At 57.8% G+C, this 15,933-nt stretch carries 15 protein-coding genes; 7 read left to right on the top strand and 8 right to left on the bottom strand.

Annotated features, from left to right (window positions below; genetic code table 11):
• Nucleotides 1-26 precede the first annotated feature (26 nt).
• Complete coding sequence (locus tag B723_RS18110; protein WP_031318735.1) at nucleotides 27-1,403, bottom strand: oligosaccharide flippase family protein; 1,377 nt, start codon at nucleotides 1,401-1,403, stop codon at nucleotides 27-29.
• A gap of 95 nt (nucleotides 1,404-1,498) precedes the next feature.
• Here B723_RS18110 and B723_RS18105 point away from each other — a divergent pair, with 95 nt between their 5' ends.
• The 3 genes from B723_RS18105 to galE are packed head-to-tail and all read left to right on the top strand — an operon-like array spanning nucleotide 1,499 to nucleotide 6,669.
• Nucleotides 1,499-3,025 (top strand): O-antigen ligase family protein, encoded by a 1,527-nt coding sequence (locus B723_RS18105; RefSeq protein ID WP_017338057.1) that lies wholly within the window; start codon nucleotides 1,499-1,501, stop codon nucleotides 3,023-3,025.
• Nucleotides 3,026-3,030: 5 nt separating this feature from the next.
• Complete coding sequence (locus B723_RS18100) at nucleotides 3,031-5,646, top strand: cellulase family glycosylhydrolase (protein ID WP_017338056.1); 2,616 nt, start codon at nucleotides 3,031-3,033, stop codon at nucleotides 5,644-5,646.
• A gap of 45 nt (nucleotides 5,647-5,691) precedes the next feature.
• Nucleotides 5,692-6,669: a UDP-glucose 4-epimerase GalE gene (gene galE / locus B723_RS18095; RefSeq protein WP_017338055.1), complete on the top strand. Its 978-nt coding sequence runs from the start codon at nucleotides 5,692-5,694 to the stop codon at nucleotides 6,667-6,669.
• Between the two features lie 43 nt (nucleotides 6,670-6,712).
• On the opposite strand, the gene B723_RS18090 is transcribed toward galE, so the two are convergent.
• The 6 genes from B723_RS18090 to B723_RS18065 all read right to left on the bottom strand — a co-directional run bounded on the left by B723_RS18090 (nucleotide 6,713) and on the right by B723_RS18065 (nucleotide 12,770).
• Nucleotides 6,713-7,444, bottom strand: coding sequence for a CpsD/CapB family tyrosine-protein kinase (locus tag B723_RS18090; RefSeq protein WP_238588342.1), 732 nt, complete (start codon nucleotides 7,442-7,444; stop codon nucleotides 6,713-6,715).
• A gap of 68 nt (nucleotides 7,445-7,512) precedes the next feature.
• A complete protein-coding gene (locus tag B723_RS18085; RefSeq protein ID WP_031318733.1) occupies nucleotides 7,513-9,078 on the bottom strand; it encodes a GumC family protein in 1,566 nt (521 codons plus the stop codon).
• Between the two features lie 21 nt (nucleotides 9,079-9,099).
• Nucleotides 9,100-10,215: a hypothetical protein gene (locus B723_RS18080; protein ID WP_031318732.1), complete on the bottom strand. Its 1,116-nt coding sequence runs from the start codon at nucleotides 10,213-10,215 to the stop codon at nucleotides 9,100-9,102.
• Between the two features lie 26 nt (nucleotides 10,216-10,241).
• Nucleotides 10,242-10,799: a polysaccharide biosynthesis/export family protein gene (locus B723_RS18075; RefSeq protein ID WP_017338051.1), complete on the bottom strand. Its 558-nt coding sequence runs from the start codon at nucleotides 10,797-10,799 to the stop codon at nucleotides 10,242-10,244.
• Between the two features lie 364 nt (nucleotides 10,800-11,163).
• Nucleotides 11,164-11,661 (bottom strand): hypothetical protein, encoded by a 498-nt coding sequence (locus tag B723_RS33690; RefSeq protein ID WP_017338050.1) that lies wholly within the window; start codon nucleotides 11,659-11,661, stop codon nucleotides 11,164-11,166.
• Nucleotides 11,662-11,942: 281 nt separating this feature from the next.
• Nucleotides 11,943-12,770, bottom strand: coding sequence for an AraC family transcriptional regulator (locus B723_RS18065; protein WP_017338049.1), 828 nt, complete (start codon nucleotides 12,768-12,770; stop codon nucleotides 11,943-11,945).
• A gap of 134 nt (nucleotides 12,771-12,904) precedes the next feature.
• On the opposite strand from B723_RS18065, the gene B723_RS18060 reads away from it, so the two are divergent.
• From B723_RS18060 to B723_RS18045, 4 genes are all read left to right on the top strand, one after another.
• Nucleotides 12,905-13,423 (top strand): carboxymuconolactone decarboxylase family protein, encoded by a 519-nt coding sequence (locus B723_RS18060; protein ID WP_017338048.1) that lies wholly within the window; start codon nucleotides 12,905-12,907, stop codon nucleotides 13,421-13,423.
• A 27-nt stretch (nucleotides 13,424-13,450) separates the two neighbouring features.
• Nucleotides 13,451-13,702: a glutaredoxin 3 gene (gene grxC / locus B723_RS18055; protein ID WP_017338047.1), complete on the top strand. Its 252-nt coding sequence runs from the start codon at nucleotides 13,451-13,453 to the stop codon at nucleotides 13,700-13,702.
• 145 nt (nucleotides 13,703-13,847) lie between these two features.
• Nucleotides 13,848-14,249, top strand: a complete 402-nt coding sequence (locus B723_RS18050; protein ID WP_017338046.1) for a hypothetical protein — start codon at nucleotides 13,848-13,850, stop codon at nucleotides 14,247-14,249.
• A 202-nt stretch (nucleotides 14,250-14,451) separates the two neighbouring features.
• The gene (locus B723_RS18045) at nucleotides 14,452-14,733 is read left to right on the top strand and encodes a DUF3303 domain-containing protein (protein ID WP_017338045.1); all 282 of its coding nucleotides are present in this window, start codon (nucleotides 14,452-14,454) and stop codon (nucleotides 14,731-14,733) included.
• Between the two features lie 41 nt (nucleotides 14,734-14,774).
• Here the strand turns inward: B723_RS18045 and B723_RS18040 are convergent, their stop codons facing one another.
• Nucleotides 14,775-15,836 (bottom strand): hypothetical protein, encoded by a 1,062-nt coding sequence (locus tag B723_RS18040; protein WP_017338044.1) that lies wholly within the window; start codon nucleotides 15,834-15,836, stop codon nucleotides 14,775-14,777.
• Nucleotides 15,837-15,933: the final 97 nt, after the last annotated feature.

The raw sequence follows: 15,933 nt of genomic DNA, 5'->3' as shown, positions 1-15,933 counted from the left end.
GGAAACAGCCAGTGACTCAGATCAAATCAAAGCCATTCAGCGAGCCCCAGCACCAACTCCCCGCACAACACCCCGACCAGCAACATTGGCAGGACAACCAGCTCCCGCTTGAGATTGAACAGCCCTATACGACAGTTCACATAAACAATTAGCACAAGTGTAGGGAGCGTATGCAGCGCAACACCCCAAATCGCATATTTCACGCCGCCAACCGCCAGCAACACCGGCAGCAACACCCATAACGAGATGGCGCGAATGATGTTATCCATGGCCTGATACTTGGTGAGTCCCAAGGCCAGCCAGGCTTGATGCGCGACGCCGTAGCGCAAAGTGAAGAAAGAGAGTGACAGCACGGCCATCATGCCGCCGGCCTCGGCATAACGCTCGTCGTATAACCAGTGAATGATCAGTGGGCTGATGATCCACAACAGTCCGGTGATAAACAGCAAGACGATGTCGACAATCAGTCTGAAGCGATCATACAAAGAGCGGAGCCGCGCTGTGTCGTTGGTTCTTGCCGCCTCGCCGAAGGCGGGCAACGCCACGGCGCCAACCAGCCTCTGCACGCCGAGCGTGATAGCCCCAAGAATCAGCACGGCGATGGAGTAGACGCCCAGTTCGGCAGCCGACATGCTGCCGCCGAACCAGATGCGGTCGCCATTCATGGCCAGTACGCCTACCGCCGATGACAGCAATATCCAACGGCCGAAGACGACCAGTTCCTGGAGCGCGGTACGATCCCAGAGCAGACGGTTATGCGGACCCTGAAACCAGAAATGTCCCAGAAGCGTACTGACCAGCGCGGAGATCAGGCCCGCGCCCACCAGCGACCAGATAGACCGGGTGAAGTAACCGATAGCCAGCATCACCAGCAGGCCGGCAATCTGGGACGCAAACTCGGCGAGCACGACTTTCTTTTGCTGGAATGCGCGAACGGCCACGTCGACTTTTGTCGACTGAAAACCATAGATGACCGCGGACAACCCCGTGCAGGCCAACACCAGCGGTAACTCGGGTGCCGCATAAGTGGATTCGGGCGACCACAAATGGATGACTTGCGCAAACCAGGCAAAGCCCGCGATCAGTAACGTTGAGGCAAAAAGGACAAAACCGCGCACGATCTGCACGGTCCACACGGTATTGAGAAATACTGGATCGTCACCCCGCGGGCTCTGGATGATGTTCTGGCGCAAGCCCACATCGGAAAGCAAATGGAGGATCACCGAAACGGTGGTCGCGATGACCATGATGCCGAACATCTCCGGCATCAGCAGGCGAGCCATGATCAGGTTGCCACCCAGGCGCATGGCCTGAGACGTGACAAGCGCTCCGATATTCCATGCCCCGGCGAATATCGCTCGCTTGCGCAGGCTCAACGATGGCGATAAATCAATTGAAGGCATAACATCAATCCCGGAATCAGTTGCACGAACGTTACTATAGCCGCAATCAGGCAATCCACTATGCTTCGCTCACCAATCAATAAGTGCATTAATTCATGCCTGAGCACATACGCGCGCTAATCGTCATTCTGGTCCTCGCCGGCACCGTTTTTACCCTGGCCCGTCGACCGGCAAAGGACCTGATTCCGTACAACGACTTCACACGTCGTCGCAATCTGTGGTTCGTTTTGACCCTGCTGGTTTTTTTCGCGCACAGTTTCTGGGTGTATGCAGCGGTTGCCGCTGTGGTGCTGACGGTCGCACGGAAACGCGAGCGCAATCCCATGGCACTGTTCTTCATGCTGCTGTTTCTCGTCCCGCCGGCGTCGGCGCAGATTCCCGGCATGGGCGTCATCAACTATTTCTTTGATCTCAACCATATCCGGTTGCTGTCCCTGTGCGTCTTGCTTCCCGCGTTTTTCGTGCTGCGCAGGCGATCGGACACGCTGCCTTTCGGGCGCACCTGGCCTGACAAACTGTTGACCGCCGGCCTTGTGCTGACGAGCCTGCTGTTGCTGCGCGAAACGACACTCACCGACACGTTGCGCCAAACGGCCTACATGTTCATCGAAGTCTTTTTGCCTTACTACGTCGCCAGCCGGGCCCTGAAAGACCTCAGCGACTTCAAGGACGCCCTGTTGGCGTTTGTCCTCGCCGCGATGGTGCTGTCCATTATCGGGCTCTTCGAATTTGCCCGCAGCTGGCTGCTCTACAGCGCGCTGACGGACGCCCTGGGCATGCAATGGGAAATGTCCGGGTACTTGAGCCGTGGCGGTTCATTGCGCGCGAGCGCCACCACTGGCCAGGCCATTGCGCTGGGGTTTGTCATCAGCGTCGCCCTCGGCCTGTACCTGTTTTTGCAGGAAGGTGTGCGCAGCAAGCTCCAGCGGCGGCTCGGTGGTCTCCTGCTGGCTGGCGGACTGTTCGCGCCGCTGTCGCGTGGTCCCTGGATCGGCGCCGTCGTCATGATCACAGCGTTTATCGCCACGGGTCGCGGCGCTGCCAAACGCTTGATGCTGCTGGCGCTCGCCGCCGTGCTCGCTATTCCTTTGCTGGCCATCGTACCGGGCGGGCAAAAATTCCTGGACCTGCTACCGTTCATCGGCACCATCGAAGTAGAGAACATCACGTACCGACAACGTTTGTTCGATAACGCAATGATCGTTATCCAGCGCAACCCCTTGTTCGGCGCTTTCGACTTCCGCAGCACGCCGGAAATGCAGTCCATGATCCAGGGCCAGGGCATCATCGATATCGTGAACACCTACATCAACGTGGCGCTGCAGGTCGGGTTGGTCGGGTTGACGCTGTTCGTGGCTTTTTTCGTCACGGTTCTGCTGGGTATCCGCAAGGCAATGCGTTCGTTCCCCGACAAGGATGATGAAAGACGCCGGCTCGGACGCGCACTCCTGGCGACACTGGCCGGGATCATGGTGACCATCGTGACGGTCAGCAGTATCACGTTCATCCCCATTGTGTATTGGTCGGTGGCCGGGCTGGGCGTTGCCTATGTCCAGATGGCTCGCAAGCTCAAGCACACTTCGATCGCAGTCACTGCGAGTGCCCACCTCCAACTCCGGTAATGCCAATGACCACTTTGTTACGCCGCACTCCGATGCTGCTTCCGGCGCTCCTGTGCGTTGCCATTTGGCCGTTCAGTACCTGGGCCTCGGAGTGGGTTGCCAGTGTCGATGAACGCAGCGGCCTGCCCGTGCTGACGCGCGGCGGCAGCCCTGTCGCGGCGTCAAAATTTACCTTCTGGGGGAGTAACTGGGACTGGACGTCCTTCGGCACCCGGTTCAAGGTCGACGCCCCCTACAAATACACCCTGGAAGGCCAGAACAAAGCACTGGACTTCGACCTTACGGGGCAGATTCAGAAAGAAGACGAAAAGACACTGACCTGGGACTTTGACCTGAATGCACACAGCGTGAAGTCAGGCGTGATGGGTGGAGGTATCGTCTTCAATTTCGACCCGGCCCTTTTCGCCGGTGAAATGAGCACGCCGCAATTGCTGCCCGGCAACCGCGGCTGGTCGTGGGGCAATGCACAAGGCCGACGCATCGAGATGCGTTTCGAGCCGGCGCTGGCGAGCGTGTACTTTGAGCCCGGCAGCCCATCCGAGGTACGTGCTTTCTTCTACAAAAACACGATCAAACCCGGCGAGCAACACGTCAAAGCGACCCTGAGCATTTCTGGCGACGTTGTTCTCGGCCCCACCACGACAGAGCGTTTTGGCCTGACGGACCCGAAGACCTGGCCAGATGACAAGGTCGACATCAAAACCTCTCCGGTCGATCTGTCCTTCCTCAACGCTGGCGAAAAACCTGCGGGCAAGCGCGGCTTCGTCAAAGCGTCCGGCGAACAACTGCTGTTCGCGGACAACACCCCGGCGCGCTTTTGGGGCACCAACATCACGTCCTATGCGCTGTTCCGAACGTCCGACGATGCAATCAAGCAACAAGCCAAACGCCTGTCGGCACTCGGTTTCAACCTCGTCCGCCTGCACCACCATGACTCCCCCTGGGTCAGCCCCAACATCTTTGGTGACCGCGACCAAACGCAGGACACTCAGCAACTCAGCGCAGCATCGCTGAAAAAAATCGACTGGTGGATCAAGTGCCTGAAAGACGAAGGCATTTATGTATGGCTCGACATGCACGTCGAGCGAGCCCTGATGGCGAAAGACAACATTTTCGGCTTCGACGAGCTGCCAAAAGACGAGCAGAACAATGCCAGCCTCAAGGGCTTCGCGTATGTGAACATCACCATTCAGCAGGCGATGAAACGCTTCGCCGAAGCCTACATGACCCATGTAAATCCCTTTACCGGCCTCGCCTATAAAGATGATCCGGCAATCGCCGCCGTGCTGATCACCAACGAAAATGACGTCACTCAACACTTTGGCAACGCCCTGCTGCGAGACAAGGGCGTTCCCAGGCACTGGGAGCTCTACAAGAACCGGGCGGATGCCTTTGCCAGTCAGCACAATCTATCGGCAAGCCTCACCTGGCGCTCGTGGGAGCATGGCCCCGCCAAGCTGTTCCTTAACGATCTGGAACGGAATTTCAACGTAGAGATGATCCAGCATCTTCGCGAATTGGGCGTGAAGGTACCCATTGCCACCACCAGCAGTTGGGGCGGCGATGGCCTGAGTTCCTTGCCGGCCCTGACTGCGGGCGACGTCATCGACGTTCACAGCTATGGCGGCTCCGGGCAGCTGGAGAAAAACCCGCTCACCACCGAAGGGATCGTCGACTGGATGAGCGCTGGCCAGGTCACCGGCAAACCGCTGACCGTCACCGAGTGGAACAACGAACCGTTCCCGACACCCGACCGCCACTCGTTGCCCCTCTATGTCGCCGGCACCGCCAGCCACCAGGGCTGGGACGCGCTGATGCAATATGCCTACAGCCAGCAGCCGCTCGACGGCGGCTGGGTAACGGCCGACAACTGGCACGCCTACAACGACCCTGCGATGCTGGCGACCCTGCCCGCCGCCGCCCTGCTCTACCGCCGTGCCGACGTCAGCGAAGCCAACACGACTTACGTCTTCGCACCGACACCCGACACCCTGTTCAACAAACCCGTCTCACCGGCCAACTCGGTTCTGCTGCGTACCGCCATGGAGAAAGGCAAGCTGCAAATCGCCATGCCACAGACGCCGGAACTGCCCTGGTTGCAGCCGGGCATTATCCCGAGCAATGCGCAGGTGTTTCATGATCCTGACCAATCGTTGCTGGACGCCAATGCCAGCGAGTCCACGACCGATACGGGCGAACTCAAGCGCAACTGGAAACAAGGCATCTACACCATCAATACGCCGCGCACCCAGGCCGTCACCGGCTGGATCGGTGGCGAGTCGATCAGCCTGGGCAACATCCAGGTTCAAGTGAAGACCGCCAATGCCAGCGTGGTGGTGCAAAGCCTGGACGCCGCACCTGTCGGTCGGTCGCAGGATCTGCTGATTTCTCTGGGCACTCGTGCTATCCCCAAAGACGATGACAAAACACCTTTTTACGTCGAGCCGCTTGAAGGCACGCTCAGCATTCAGGGACCGCCAGGCCTGACGCTGTACACCCAAGGCACGCAGGCCCAACTGAAGAAGTTGCCCGCGACTTACCTTGATGGGCGCTACACGATCAAGTTCGACGGCGTGCAGGCTTTCAATTGGTTGTTTTTGAAAAAAAGCGCTGCGCACTGACGGTACAATCTGCGTTTGCACAGCAACAGTTTCCAGGAGGACAGGATGAATTTTTTGGTGGTCGGCGGCGCAGGTTACATCGGCTCGCACATGGTCAAGCATCTGCTGCGCACAGGTCACGAGCTGGTGGTGGCGGACAATTTTTCCACGGGGTATCGCGACGCCTTGACGGGCGGAACACTGGTTGAACTGGACATCGCCGACGCGCAAGCCCTGGACACCTTGTTTGCCACGCACCACTTCGATGCCGTGTTCCACTTCGCCTCATTCATACAGGTTGGCGAATCCGTCACCGAACCGGCCAAGTATTACCAGAACAACCTGGCCGCCACGCTGACGCTGCTACAGGCCATGGTTCGCGCGAACGTCAAGCGCTTCATCTTTTCCTCGACTGCCGCCATTTATGGCGACCCGGCGTATGTGCCCATCGACGAAGAACATCCCAAGGCGGCGATCAATCCTTATGGTCGCAGTAAGTGGATGGTGGAACAGATGCTTGAAGATTTTGATCGCGCGTACGGGCTGAAGTCGGTTTGCCTGCGCTACTTCAACGCGGCCGGAGCAGACCCTGACGGACAGCTGGGTGAACGCCACGAACCGGAAACCCACCTGCTGCCGTTGATCCTGCAAGCCGCCTCCGGCCGGCGTGCGAGCATCACCGTCTATGGCCGCGATTACGACACGCCTGACGGCACCTGTATTCGCGACTACGTCCATGTCGCCGATCTGGCGGCCGCTCACGCACTGGCCGTGGATTACCTGGTGACCGGCGGTGCAAGCACGGCGTTCAACCTCGGCAATGGCCAGGGATTCTCGGTACAGGAAGTGATAGACACCGCGCGTCGTGTCACTGGCCAGGCGATCTCCGTCAGCGATGCGCCACGCCGTGCGGGTGATCCTCCAAGGCTGGTGGCTGATCCCCAAAGGGCGTACAGCCTGCTTGGCTGGCAACCGCAATTTGCCTCGCTGGAACAGATCGTGACGCACGCCTGGAGTTGGGAAAAGAAGCATCCCTGGCAGTGAAGTCGGCGCTGGCCGCCAGCGCCGATCGTTTGAGAATGACGCGCTAGTAGTAAGAGCGGTTTTGCGGCTCGGCTTTGTTCAACACAGTGCCAATCAGATTGGCTGTCCCGAGATGGTGAAGGCTTTCCTCGATCTCTTTCCTGCTGTTCATGCCGTTGGCGACGACCAGCAGGACGCAGTCGAATTTAGGCAGGACGGTAATGACATCGTCCGAACTCAAGATGGGCGGCAAATCGAAAATCACGACCCGTGAGTTGTAGCGTTCGCGCAAATCACTGATCAAGTGGCTTACCTTGGGCGAAGACAGCACCTCGGTGGAGAGCGGAATCGGCTTGCGGGTCGGCAGCACTACAAAGCGTGGCAAGGTCGGGTTAACCAGAACCTCTTGCAGTTCCGCTTCATCGGCCAGGTATTCATTCAGCGATTTCTCCATCGACAGGCCCAGGCAGGCACCCACGGTCGGACGGCGCAAGTCGAAATCCACCAGCAATGCTGTCTTGGTGGTGTGATGAGCGATGCTCATTGCCAGGTTGATCGCCAGTACCGTCTTGCCGGCCTCCGGTGTCGGCGAGGTGATGGCGAGCGTGCGCCAGCCATTTTCTTCCATGACTTTCAGAACTTGCGTACGGAGCAGATCGAACGCCCCGCCCATATTCGAATTCTTGTTGTACGCCACAATGCGATTGCGCTCGAGGTGGTCCGGCCGCAAAGGGACAACTTTGGTTTGCACATAGCTGAGCGCGTTCAGGCCTGAAGAATGCGCGGTAGGTGTCATGGCTTTGGACGAGTTCTTGGGCTCGGTGTTTTCGGTATCGGGCTTGATAATTTCCATGTCTATATTCCTTATGCAAACCGGCCCAGCGTTTTATACGCCAACTGATCCAGAGGCATGTAGAGGAAGTGCACGAGCACCAAAAGGATTGCGACCAGCACGATTCCACACACGATCAGGCGCGTTCGCCACTTCTTGCGGCGCTCCAGTTCGGCCATGGTGTGAATGTAGGGGATGGAAACCAGTACACGTCTACCGAGCACACTGGCCAGGGCTTCAGCACCGCGCACACGCGAACTCATCATCTCGAGCAGCATCACCAGCGCGCCAGCGCCCACCGGAGCAAGCACGAAGCCCATGGCGACCACTTTCTTGCGGTTCGGCCGAACCGGCTTTTCAGGCATCAGCGGCGACTCCAGAAGAACAAAACGCTCCGCCTTGTTTTCCTGTTCCAGGCTTTCGGAAATTCTCGCGTTCATCTCTTTGGCGCGCATTTCCTCATACTTCTTTTTCGCGTTGTCATGGTCGCGCATCAGCGTGATCAGGCCGCGCTCGACTTGAGGCATTTCAATAATTCGCGCTTGGTATTCGGATATTTTCTGGACCGTCTGCTGCTTCTGATCGGCCAGTGACTTGATTCGCGCCTCGGTGGCGGCGATCCGCGTCTGAGCCCTGGATACATCCATATTGACGGGCGCTGCCGCACTACCGGCAACCATTTTGTTCGCCTCAAGTGCCGCAATCTTGCGTTTCACGGAACGCACATCGGGGTGGGCGTCGGTATACAGCGTCTGCAAACGGGCGTACTCCGCCTTGAGGCTGGCGAGGTCCTGTGGTTTGTCGGCGGCTGCTCCCGCTACTCCAGGCTTGGTCGCTACGCCGGAATTGGCGGCAATGAGCTCCAATTCATTGAAACGCAACTCCTCGCGGGCAGCCTTGTAGTCACGGTCGACCTCTTTGAGGTCGCTCTCGGCGCGGGTCAACATGTTCGTGAGCAGTTCCCGATTCTCGGGCAGTGCATCGCTGTGTTTCTCCTTGAATTCCGCCACGCGACTGTCCTGGGCATTCAGGGCAACCTCGAGCTTGTCTGCCTCCTGCTTGGCGAACTCCGTGTTTTCATTGGCGCGCTCGGTGCGCTGCCGAATGTTTTCATTGAGGAACAGCGTCACCAGTTCGTTGGCCACCTGGGTGGCAATCTCTGGCTGGCGGTGCTCAAAGGAAAGGCGAAACGCAATCGTCACTTCCCCGCGCCCCTTGATCGCGGCGCTGACCAGGGTGACGCCAATCGCATTGCGCATTTCATCGATTTTCTCTGTAACGCTCAAATTCCGGCCTTGAGTAGAGAACAAGTTGTATTTGTCGATGATCGCGGCCAGGTTTTCTCGGGTCATCACGCGCTGGCGAATGACTTCGATGCGCTCATCGGCAAAGGTGCTGTTGTTCGCCGCGACCAGCTCAGGCGAGATCTGTTGCGACTCGATCAGAATCGTGCCGGAGGACTCGAAGGTGGGCGGGAGTGACATCGCGACCGCGATGCTCACGCCAAGGATCGCTGCGCAACTGACGATCAACAGCACCGCGTGGTGCTTGATGATTGCAATGTAGTCGTTGACCGACATTTCGTATTCAGTAGTCATAGATCATCACAAAGCTGAATTTCAGAGACCGGGGTAACTATAAGTCAAGGTCAACCCGACGACATTTGCGCTGGCATCCGGCAAGCTGTCCTGCTTGCGTTCTTTGTAAGTGAAGAATAGGCGGGCATTCCAAAAAGGCGAGAGTTCCTGACTGATCCAGGCGCTGTAATTGACCAGGGTATTCGGCGTCTGCCCCTTGGTGTCCTGCCAGGAAGCATCAAGACCGGTGCGTCGGGTTTCATCGATGAGGTAACTCACGGAGCCCTTCAGGTTATCGGCCTCGACGAACCCACCGTCCCCGCTGGCGACGGTGCTACGGCTGGCATCGAAGATGCTTTCAAAGCGCTCACCGGTGTACTGCAAGTTCACCCCGCCCTCGCCTGTGGGACCGTCACCCGTGCCGGAGACTTGATTGACACCCGCGTACACCGACCCCTTGAATGCCTCGGAGACCTGGAAATTCAGGCCAACCGTGGGAGTGTAGCTATTGGAGGAAGACGCCACGGTTCCCTCATCCGGCTCATAACGCCTCACGCCAATACGGGTGAAGAGCTCGACCCGCTCGCTCCATGCATAGGTCAAGCTAAAGCGGCTTGCCAACTCGTCATAGTTGATCAGGGTGGGAATGTCGTAAGTGACATGAGTGTAGTCAGTTTCGTTGAGCAGAGTGGTTCGCTCACTGAGCGCCGTACGCCAGTTGCCCCCCACGGTATAAAGCTTTTGCGTGCCGTCGGAAGCCACTACGCCGGTTTCCTGGACCTCGGTGGAAAGCGTGGAGCTCTCTTCATAGCGGGCCGTGAGTCCATAACCACCGGTTTCGGTCTCGCGACTCCACCGGAACCTCAATCTGGGGTCTTCACGATCTGACACGATATCTGTATCGGACGAACGCACGACATACACCCCGAGACCGAACTGGAACTCATCTCGTCCGGAGGTGCCGACAAGGTTGAGGTCGGGGGCGATGATGGCGCGGGTCACGCCCTTCTCGCCACTTGTGAGCAACAGTGGATTGCTGTCGTACTCAACCGTCGAAGGCAGCGATATTGCCGGTAGCCAGGTCGCCGCAGAGGCCACACCGGAACACGAAAGGATCAGGGTTGCCGTGGCAACCCCGGTGGTTCGAAGAGAAAGCAAGGTAATCCCTAGTGCATCGCGCAAGGCTAAGGCACGACCAGCGTATCGCCGGCCTCAAGAATAAAATTGGTCGTCATGTCATCGCCGGACATCAACTCGTTGTAGTCGACACGCAGGATCTGTTGTTTTGATCCATTGAGTCGCACGACCTTGATGTCATTCTTGGCGGCGAATTTGTCGAGGCCACCCGCCATGCTCAAAACCTGCAGCACTGACGTTTGACCTGATAAGTGGACACTGCCGGGCTTCAACACTTTGCCCTGCACGTACACGAGATTACCGGCGGTGCCCGTGACAACCACGCTCACCTGCGGATCGGGTATGAATTTTACAAGCTTGGCCGCTATTTTCTCTTCGACTGCGGTGGCATCGAGACCCACCACATCAACCTGCCCTGCCAACGGGAAGGTGATGCTTCCGTTGGGAAGAACGATCACATCCTTATTGAGCTTGTCTTCGCCCCAAACAGAAACATTGAGCGTATCACCCGGACTCAGCCGGTAGTTCGCTTCGTTTGCGACGGCATTGGAAATGCTGGGCAGGACAGCCAGCGCGCAGACCACAGGTAACCAGAAACGCAACATCGGGATCCCTCCGCCTAAGTAGCCTTGCCAAGAGTTTCACACAAAAACCAAGGCAAATCACGCTCGCAATTTTTGTCGCTCGGTAACCGCTCAACGAGCATTTTTTCGCGGCTGGCAGCGGCCATTTTTCGTCGGCCCGACGTATCAATTATCTGCAGCAAGGCCTCTAGTGAAGGAAGTTTTTTATTTAACAGTAACTTGTCGTTAAACATATGACCCCCGATGCTTACTCGCCAAATTAATAGCACTCTTTTCAATAGAGTCCGTCATTCAGCCAATACATCGCCAACCACTGACACATCAAACTGATATCAACCACTAGTATCAATGCGCCACTTAATCGCCAGCAAAATCAAACTGCTAGTTACACCTTCCGCCGGTTGGCGACCATGACAAACCCGAACAATGCCGACGAAAACAACCAGGCTGCAGCAGACAACGGAACTGCATTGGGTTGATTAACGAACGCGTCGGCTCCTCCACTCAATACTTTAGCCTGTGCATCTAAATCTGCCGTGAACTTGTCAGTATTTAGTTGCGCCATTAATCCGTCACAGGAAGTACTATTGACGGTGGCACCCACCTTGACAACAGAAGTGATAAGGTTTTTGAGTTGATCTTTTGCAGTATCAACGGAAGAAATATCGCCCAGCGAGACTGTCGCGCCAAGTTTGCTTTCGACAGTAGAAGGGGCGCCAGCCTGCCCTTCCGCTGTCGCGCCCACTTTTGGCCCGGACGCTGCACAAGAATCGGCTATGCGGTTAATTTCATGGGCCAAATGGCTCGCGTGAGCGGTGGCAATGGCCGCACCATTAAAGAGCACACAGAACAAAACGGATTTGAGAACCAGTGATGAACGCATGAAGACCGCCTCCCTGCCTACAGGGTTTTCCTGATATCGAATGAAGGATTCGTTACCCAGTTGCTTGGAGCCTATAAGCACATCGCCATTACGTCAATGGTCCGTCACAACAATAAATAAAAATAAAATTCTACGGAGAATGGCGTCAAAAAAACGCCAACAAATGCCGTTGAATACGGTTCTCTCTATTCATATGAAACGGCTCAAGCGTGGGCTTTGGGCGCTTTCCAAGGTGTGATAGACCCGTTCCGCCCCCCCGCCGAAAGGCCGGCGACAAAAAACTATCGCAGCGTCCCGTTGCGCATCCATTCCCGCGGACTGACGCCAGTCTTGCGCCGAAACGCCCGAGCCAGCGCCGAAGGGCTTTCGTAGCCCACTTCCTCGGCAATCAGGGCGATGGACTTGCCTTCACGCAAGCGTTTCTGCGCCAGGCTGATGCGCCAGCTCACCAGATAATCAACCGGCGTCTGCCCCACCACCTGGCGAAAGTGCTCGGCGAAGCTGGCCCGGGACATGTTGGCCGCCGATGACAATTGCGCCACGGTCCAGGCTTTGCCCGGGGTGTCATGCATCAGGCTCAAGGAACGCGCCAGTCGCGGGTCGGCCAGGCCTGCCATCATGCCGGGGCTTTGCTGATGGTGAGTCAACAGGTGCCGCAGCAACTGGATCACGAGCATTTCGAACAAGCGGTCCATCATCGCTTCGCGACCGCAAATGCCACCGAAGGCTTCGTTGAACAGCCAGTCCAGCGTGCCGGTCATGCTGGGTATTTCGTCGAGCCCCAGCACCAGGTAATCGGGCAAGGCGGCCGCCAGCGCATTGCCCGCACCGCCATCGAAGGTCAGTGAGGCGCACACCAGTTGTGTGTCGGACGTCTCTGCAGCGAACAAGCGATGACGGAAGGGTCGGGGGAAAAAAATCAAGGTGGGCTTGTTGATCTGGATATCGCGCTCATCGGCCAGCTTAAGGGTCAGGTCACCGTCCTTTAGCAAATGAAGGTGCCCACACGCCTGCTCACCGTCGAAACCCGTGGTGCCACAGAACGTGCCGCTGTGGAAGGTTCCGGCACTGACGCCGAAGTGGCTGAGCAACGTAGACAAGCGATCCATTGGCAGGCTCCCGAGGGCAAATCTGGACGATCTGTCGTATATCCTCGACGATTTGCACCCAATAGACCAGCGTCCGTCAATAACATGGACTCCGTACCCAGCGCACACCGCGCAGTCATCTACGGAGATCCATCATGAGCCGCATCAATACCCTGAGTCTTGAACACGCCACCGACACCACCCGCCCGTTGCTGGAAGGTGTGCAGAAAAAAATCGGTTTTCTGCCCAATGTCTTCAAGACGCTGGCCCATGCACCTGCGGTGCTTGCGTCTTATCTGCAACAGTCCGCGACCCTCGGTAAAACATCCCTGAGCGCTACCGAGAAAGAAGCGATCTTCCTCGCCACCTCTCAGGTGAATGGTTGCGACTACTGCCTGGCGGCCCACACCCTGTTTGCCGGCAAGGCCGGTTTGTCTGCACAAGACATCCTCAGCGCCCGTGATGGCCAGCTCAATGCGTTCGCCACCCTCGCCCGACAGATCACCGAAAGCCGGGGTCACTTGAACAGCGAGCAGATCGAGGCGGCACGGGCAGCCGGCATCGACGACAGCAAGATTGTCGAAGTGATCGGCCATGTGGCGTCGCAGACCCTGACCAATTATCTCAACAACGTTGCCCTGACCGAGATTGATTTCCCGGCCATCGATGCTTGAACGACTTTCAATTCGGGAGCACCGCTTATGAAGACCGTGACGCTCTATACCACCGACACCTGCCCTTATTGCCGCAACGCCAAAGCACTGCTGGCCAGTCGGGGCATTGCAGCCCAGGAATTCAACGTTCAATCAGAACCGGGGAAATTCCAGGAGATGCAAAGCCGCAGCGGTCGACGCAGCGTGCCGCAGATTTTTATCGGTGACACCCATGTCGGCGGTTTTGACGAACTGGCCAAGCTTGATCGTCAGGGAGGTTTGTTATCGATGCTGGCCTGAGGCGACGGATTTTTGTTGGGGTGCATATCCGTTGCTGCGGTAACGGATATACATCCCCAAACCGCCGCGCTTTTAACAATGCCCCCTCGAGCACACCGGCAATCCCTATGGGCAAATCAGTACACAGCGCACTATGATTGCCGCCATGACAACACCGCTGCCGATCCGCCAACCCTGCCCGCCCGGTGCCTGCATCTGCGAGCGTGAACCGCTGCTGGAAACACCCGGCGCGGACCTGCGCATCCTGTTTCTGACTCGCACCGAGGAAAGGCGCCTGATCGAACGCCTGGAAAACCTCCAGAGCCTGAGCGACCTCGAACGGTTACAGCAACGGATGTACGAGCAACTGGGCATCCGGGTAGAAGTCGCCCCGGGTTTCAACGAAGTCCGCACCATGCGCGGTATCGCCATCACCATCGCCGAACTGCCAGGCCTGTGCCGCAAAACCCGCCAGGCAATCCCGACCGCCATTCGCCGCGGTATGGAAAAACGTCCGGAAATCGCCTACGAACTGCTCAACGCCAACGACCTGTTGCGCGATACCTGACGGTCAGGCGCCGCGATCAATTCCAGATGCAATAAAAGAGGATCAGCGGTCATACGCGAACCGTTCCGCGCTGCTATGCCTTCTCATGGGAGCAATTGCTTCAGCCCTGTCAGGGAGACACGGGAAACAGGCGTGGCCGTGGTCCGGCGCCAGCCAGGCGCGCAAAGAGCAACAGGTGCCAGTCCGTAGCAGGAGGTGGCAAATGTTATTCATGGTCAGTTGGTCGATCAGTCCGCAAAACCGTAACAGCGTGATCAAGCGTTTCCTCGAAACCAAAGGGGCACCACCCGCCGGCGTCAAGATGCTGGGGCGCTGGCATGCCGTCGGCGGCTCGAGCGGTTTTGGCATCGCAGAAACCGATGATGTCGTACAGATTCAAAAGTGGGTGCTGGAATGGAATGACCTGATGAACATGGAGGTGCATGCGGCACTCACCGATGATCAGGCCGGGCCGCTGCTGGCGGCGGCTGTCAGCCAGCAATAAACGTTCGGGGCGGCGAGTGCCGCTCGCCGCCCGGCACCCTGTCAGCGTTTCCAGCACTCTGCGTAACGCGCGCACACGCCATACTGCCGATCCATTTGCGCCATCCGGTCGAGATGGTGATTGATGGTTTCGAGCAACAGATTCTGGCTGGTCTGGACGTAAAACTTCGCCATCGTCTTGCGCTCTTCAGACGCCGCAAAGTGCGTAGGCCTGGACGCCTTGTCCTCAGGATGTGCCCATTGTTCCAGTTGCTGATCGGTCAGTCGTTGCAGGCGCAGACGGTATTTGTCGCTGTAACGCTTGAACGTTTCCGCCTTGTTTCCCGCCGCTTCTTCGTCGAAGGCAATCAGGTTCTGGCGGTACAGGGTCCAGTAATCGTCCGGCAGGGTAAAGCCCAGCTTCGCCTTGCGTTCGGCAATCAGCTTGTCGAGTTTTTCCGGTGTGTAGCGTTCGCTGCTGTCCTTGGCCGGGTCCGGTTTCATGCCGGCGATGGTCGCACCGTCGAAGATCCGCTCTATCAACATCACCCGCTGAGGCGTGTCGGGGAGCGCGGGCGGAAGCGCCGGGAATGACGTGCCGCGACCGACACAGGCAGGCAAGCCCTTGTCCATGACCGGCATCGGCAACCGCACCGCACGGCCATCGATGCGCTTCAACTGATTCAACAGCACGCCGCAACGGCCGTCGCGCAGATTTAACGTCACCTCGTATTCAGCATTGCGCTCGGGTGTCAGGCTCAAACTGGTGACACACACCCAGTTGCTGCCACTCGTGGCGAGGTGCAGGTAATTATCCTGGTCGGGTTTGACCTTGATCTCCAGATAGCCCCTGGCATCGGCCGGCGGCGCGACACTCATGCCCACCCGACGCTCGGTATCACGGGCGTACAGGTTGTTGAGTTCACCGGTGACTCGCCCCTGACAATGTTCCGGATCGTAGTAGTAGAGCTTCGCATTGCTGGTGTTGGCGATGAAGCGCACCTTGGCGGCGTCGGGCTCGGTGGCATCGGTGTAAGTGTCTTTGACGGCGCAGCCGCTGAGCAGAGCGGACAGAAGCGCCGCGACAGCAATGACGCGTGTGGAGCGATTGAAGGAAACCGGCATTGGATCGTCCCTGACGCGCGAAGGCTATGGAGAGGGCGCGATGCTACTAAAGGGCCACCACCCTGTCCATCGCGCACATCAGAGCATATTAATCCGG

Origin of the sequence: Pseudomonas fluorescens NCIMB 11764 (assembly GCF_000293885.2) — a bacterium.
Classification (GTDB): domain Bacteria; phylum Pseudomonadota; class Gammaproteobacteria; order Pseudomonadales; family Pseudomonadaceae; genus Aquipseudomonas; species Aquipseudomonas fluorescens_B.
The sequence above is the reverse complement of the archived record's forward strand: the minus strand, read 5'-3'. Positions and strand labels throughout refer to the sequence as shown.

What these genes read in the sequence shown, in the direction of transcription:
- B723_RS18065 (WP_017338049.1), bottom strand. Translation starts at nt 12,770, where the DNA reads ATGGATCGCTTGTCTACGTTGCTCAGCCACTTCGGCGTCAGTGCCGGA.
- B723_RS18110 (WP_031318735.1), bottom strand. Translation starts at nt 1,403, where the DNA reads ATGCCTTCAATTGATTTATCGCCATCGTTGAGCCTGCGCAAGCGAGCG.
- B723_RS18075 (WP_017338051.1), bottom strand. Translation starts at nt 10,799, where the DNA reads ATGTTGCGTTTCTGGTTACCTGTGGTCTGCGCGCTGGCTGTCCTGCCC.
- B723_RS18060 (WP_017338048.1), top strand. Translation starts at nt 12,905, where the DNA reads ATGAGCCGCATCAATACCCTGAGTCTTGAACACGCCACCGACACCACC.
- galE (WP_017338055.1), top strand. Translation starts at nt 5,692, where the DNA reads ATGAATTTTTTGGTGGTCGGCGGCGCAGGTTACATCGGCTCGCACATG.
- B723_RS33690 (WP_017338050.1), bottom strand. Translation starts at nt 11,661, where the DNA reads ATGCGTTCATCACTGGTTCTCAAATCCGTTTTGTTCTGTGTGCTCTTT.
- B723_RS18085 (WP_031318733.1), bottom strand. Translation starts at nt 9,078, where the DNA reads ATGACTACTGAATACGAAATGTCGGTCAACGACTACATTGCAATCATC.
- B723_RS18090 (WP_238588342.1), bottom strand. Translation starts at nt 7,444, where the DNA reads ATGACACCTACCGCGCATTCTTCAGGCCTGAACGCGCTCAGCTATGTG.
- B723_RS18100 (WP_017338056.1), top strand. Translation starts at nt 3,031, where the DNA reads ATGACCACTTTGTTACGCCGCACTCCGATGCTGCTTCCGGCGCTCCTG.
- B723_RS18040 (WP_017338044.1), bottom strand. Translation starts at nt 15,836, where the DNA reads ATGCCGGTTTCCTTCAATCGCTCCACACGCGTCATTGCTGTCGCGGCG.
- B723_RS18050 (WP_017338046.1), top strand. Translation starts at nt 13,848, where the DNA reads ATGACAACACCGCTGCCGATCCGCCAACCCTGCCCGCCCGGTGCCTGC.
- grxC (WP_017338047.1), top strand. Translation starts at nt 13,451, where the DNA reads ATGAAGACCGTGACGCTCTATACCACCGACACCTGCCCTTATTGCCGC.
- B723_RS18105 (WP_017338057.1), top strand. Translation starts at nt 1,499, where the DNA reads ATGCCTGAGCACATACGCGCGCTAATCGTCATTCTGGTCCTCGCCGGC.
- B723_RS18045 (WP_017338045.1), top strand. Translation starts at nt 14,452, where the DNA reads ATGTTATTCATGGTCAGTTGGTCGATCAGTCCGCAAAACCGTAACAGC.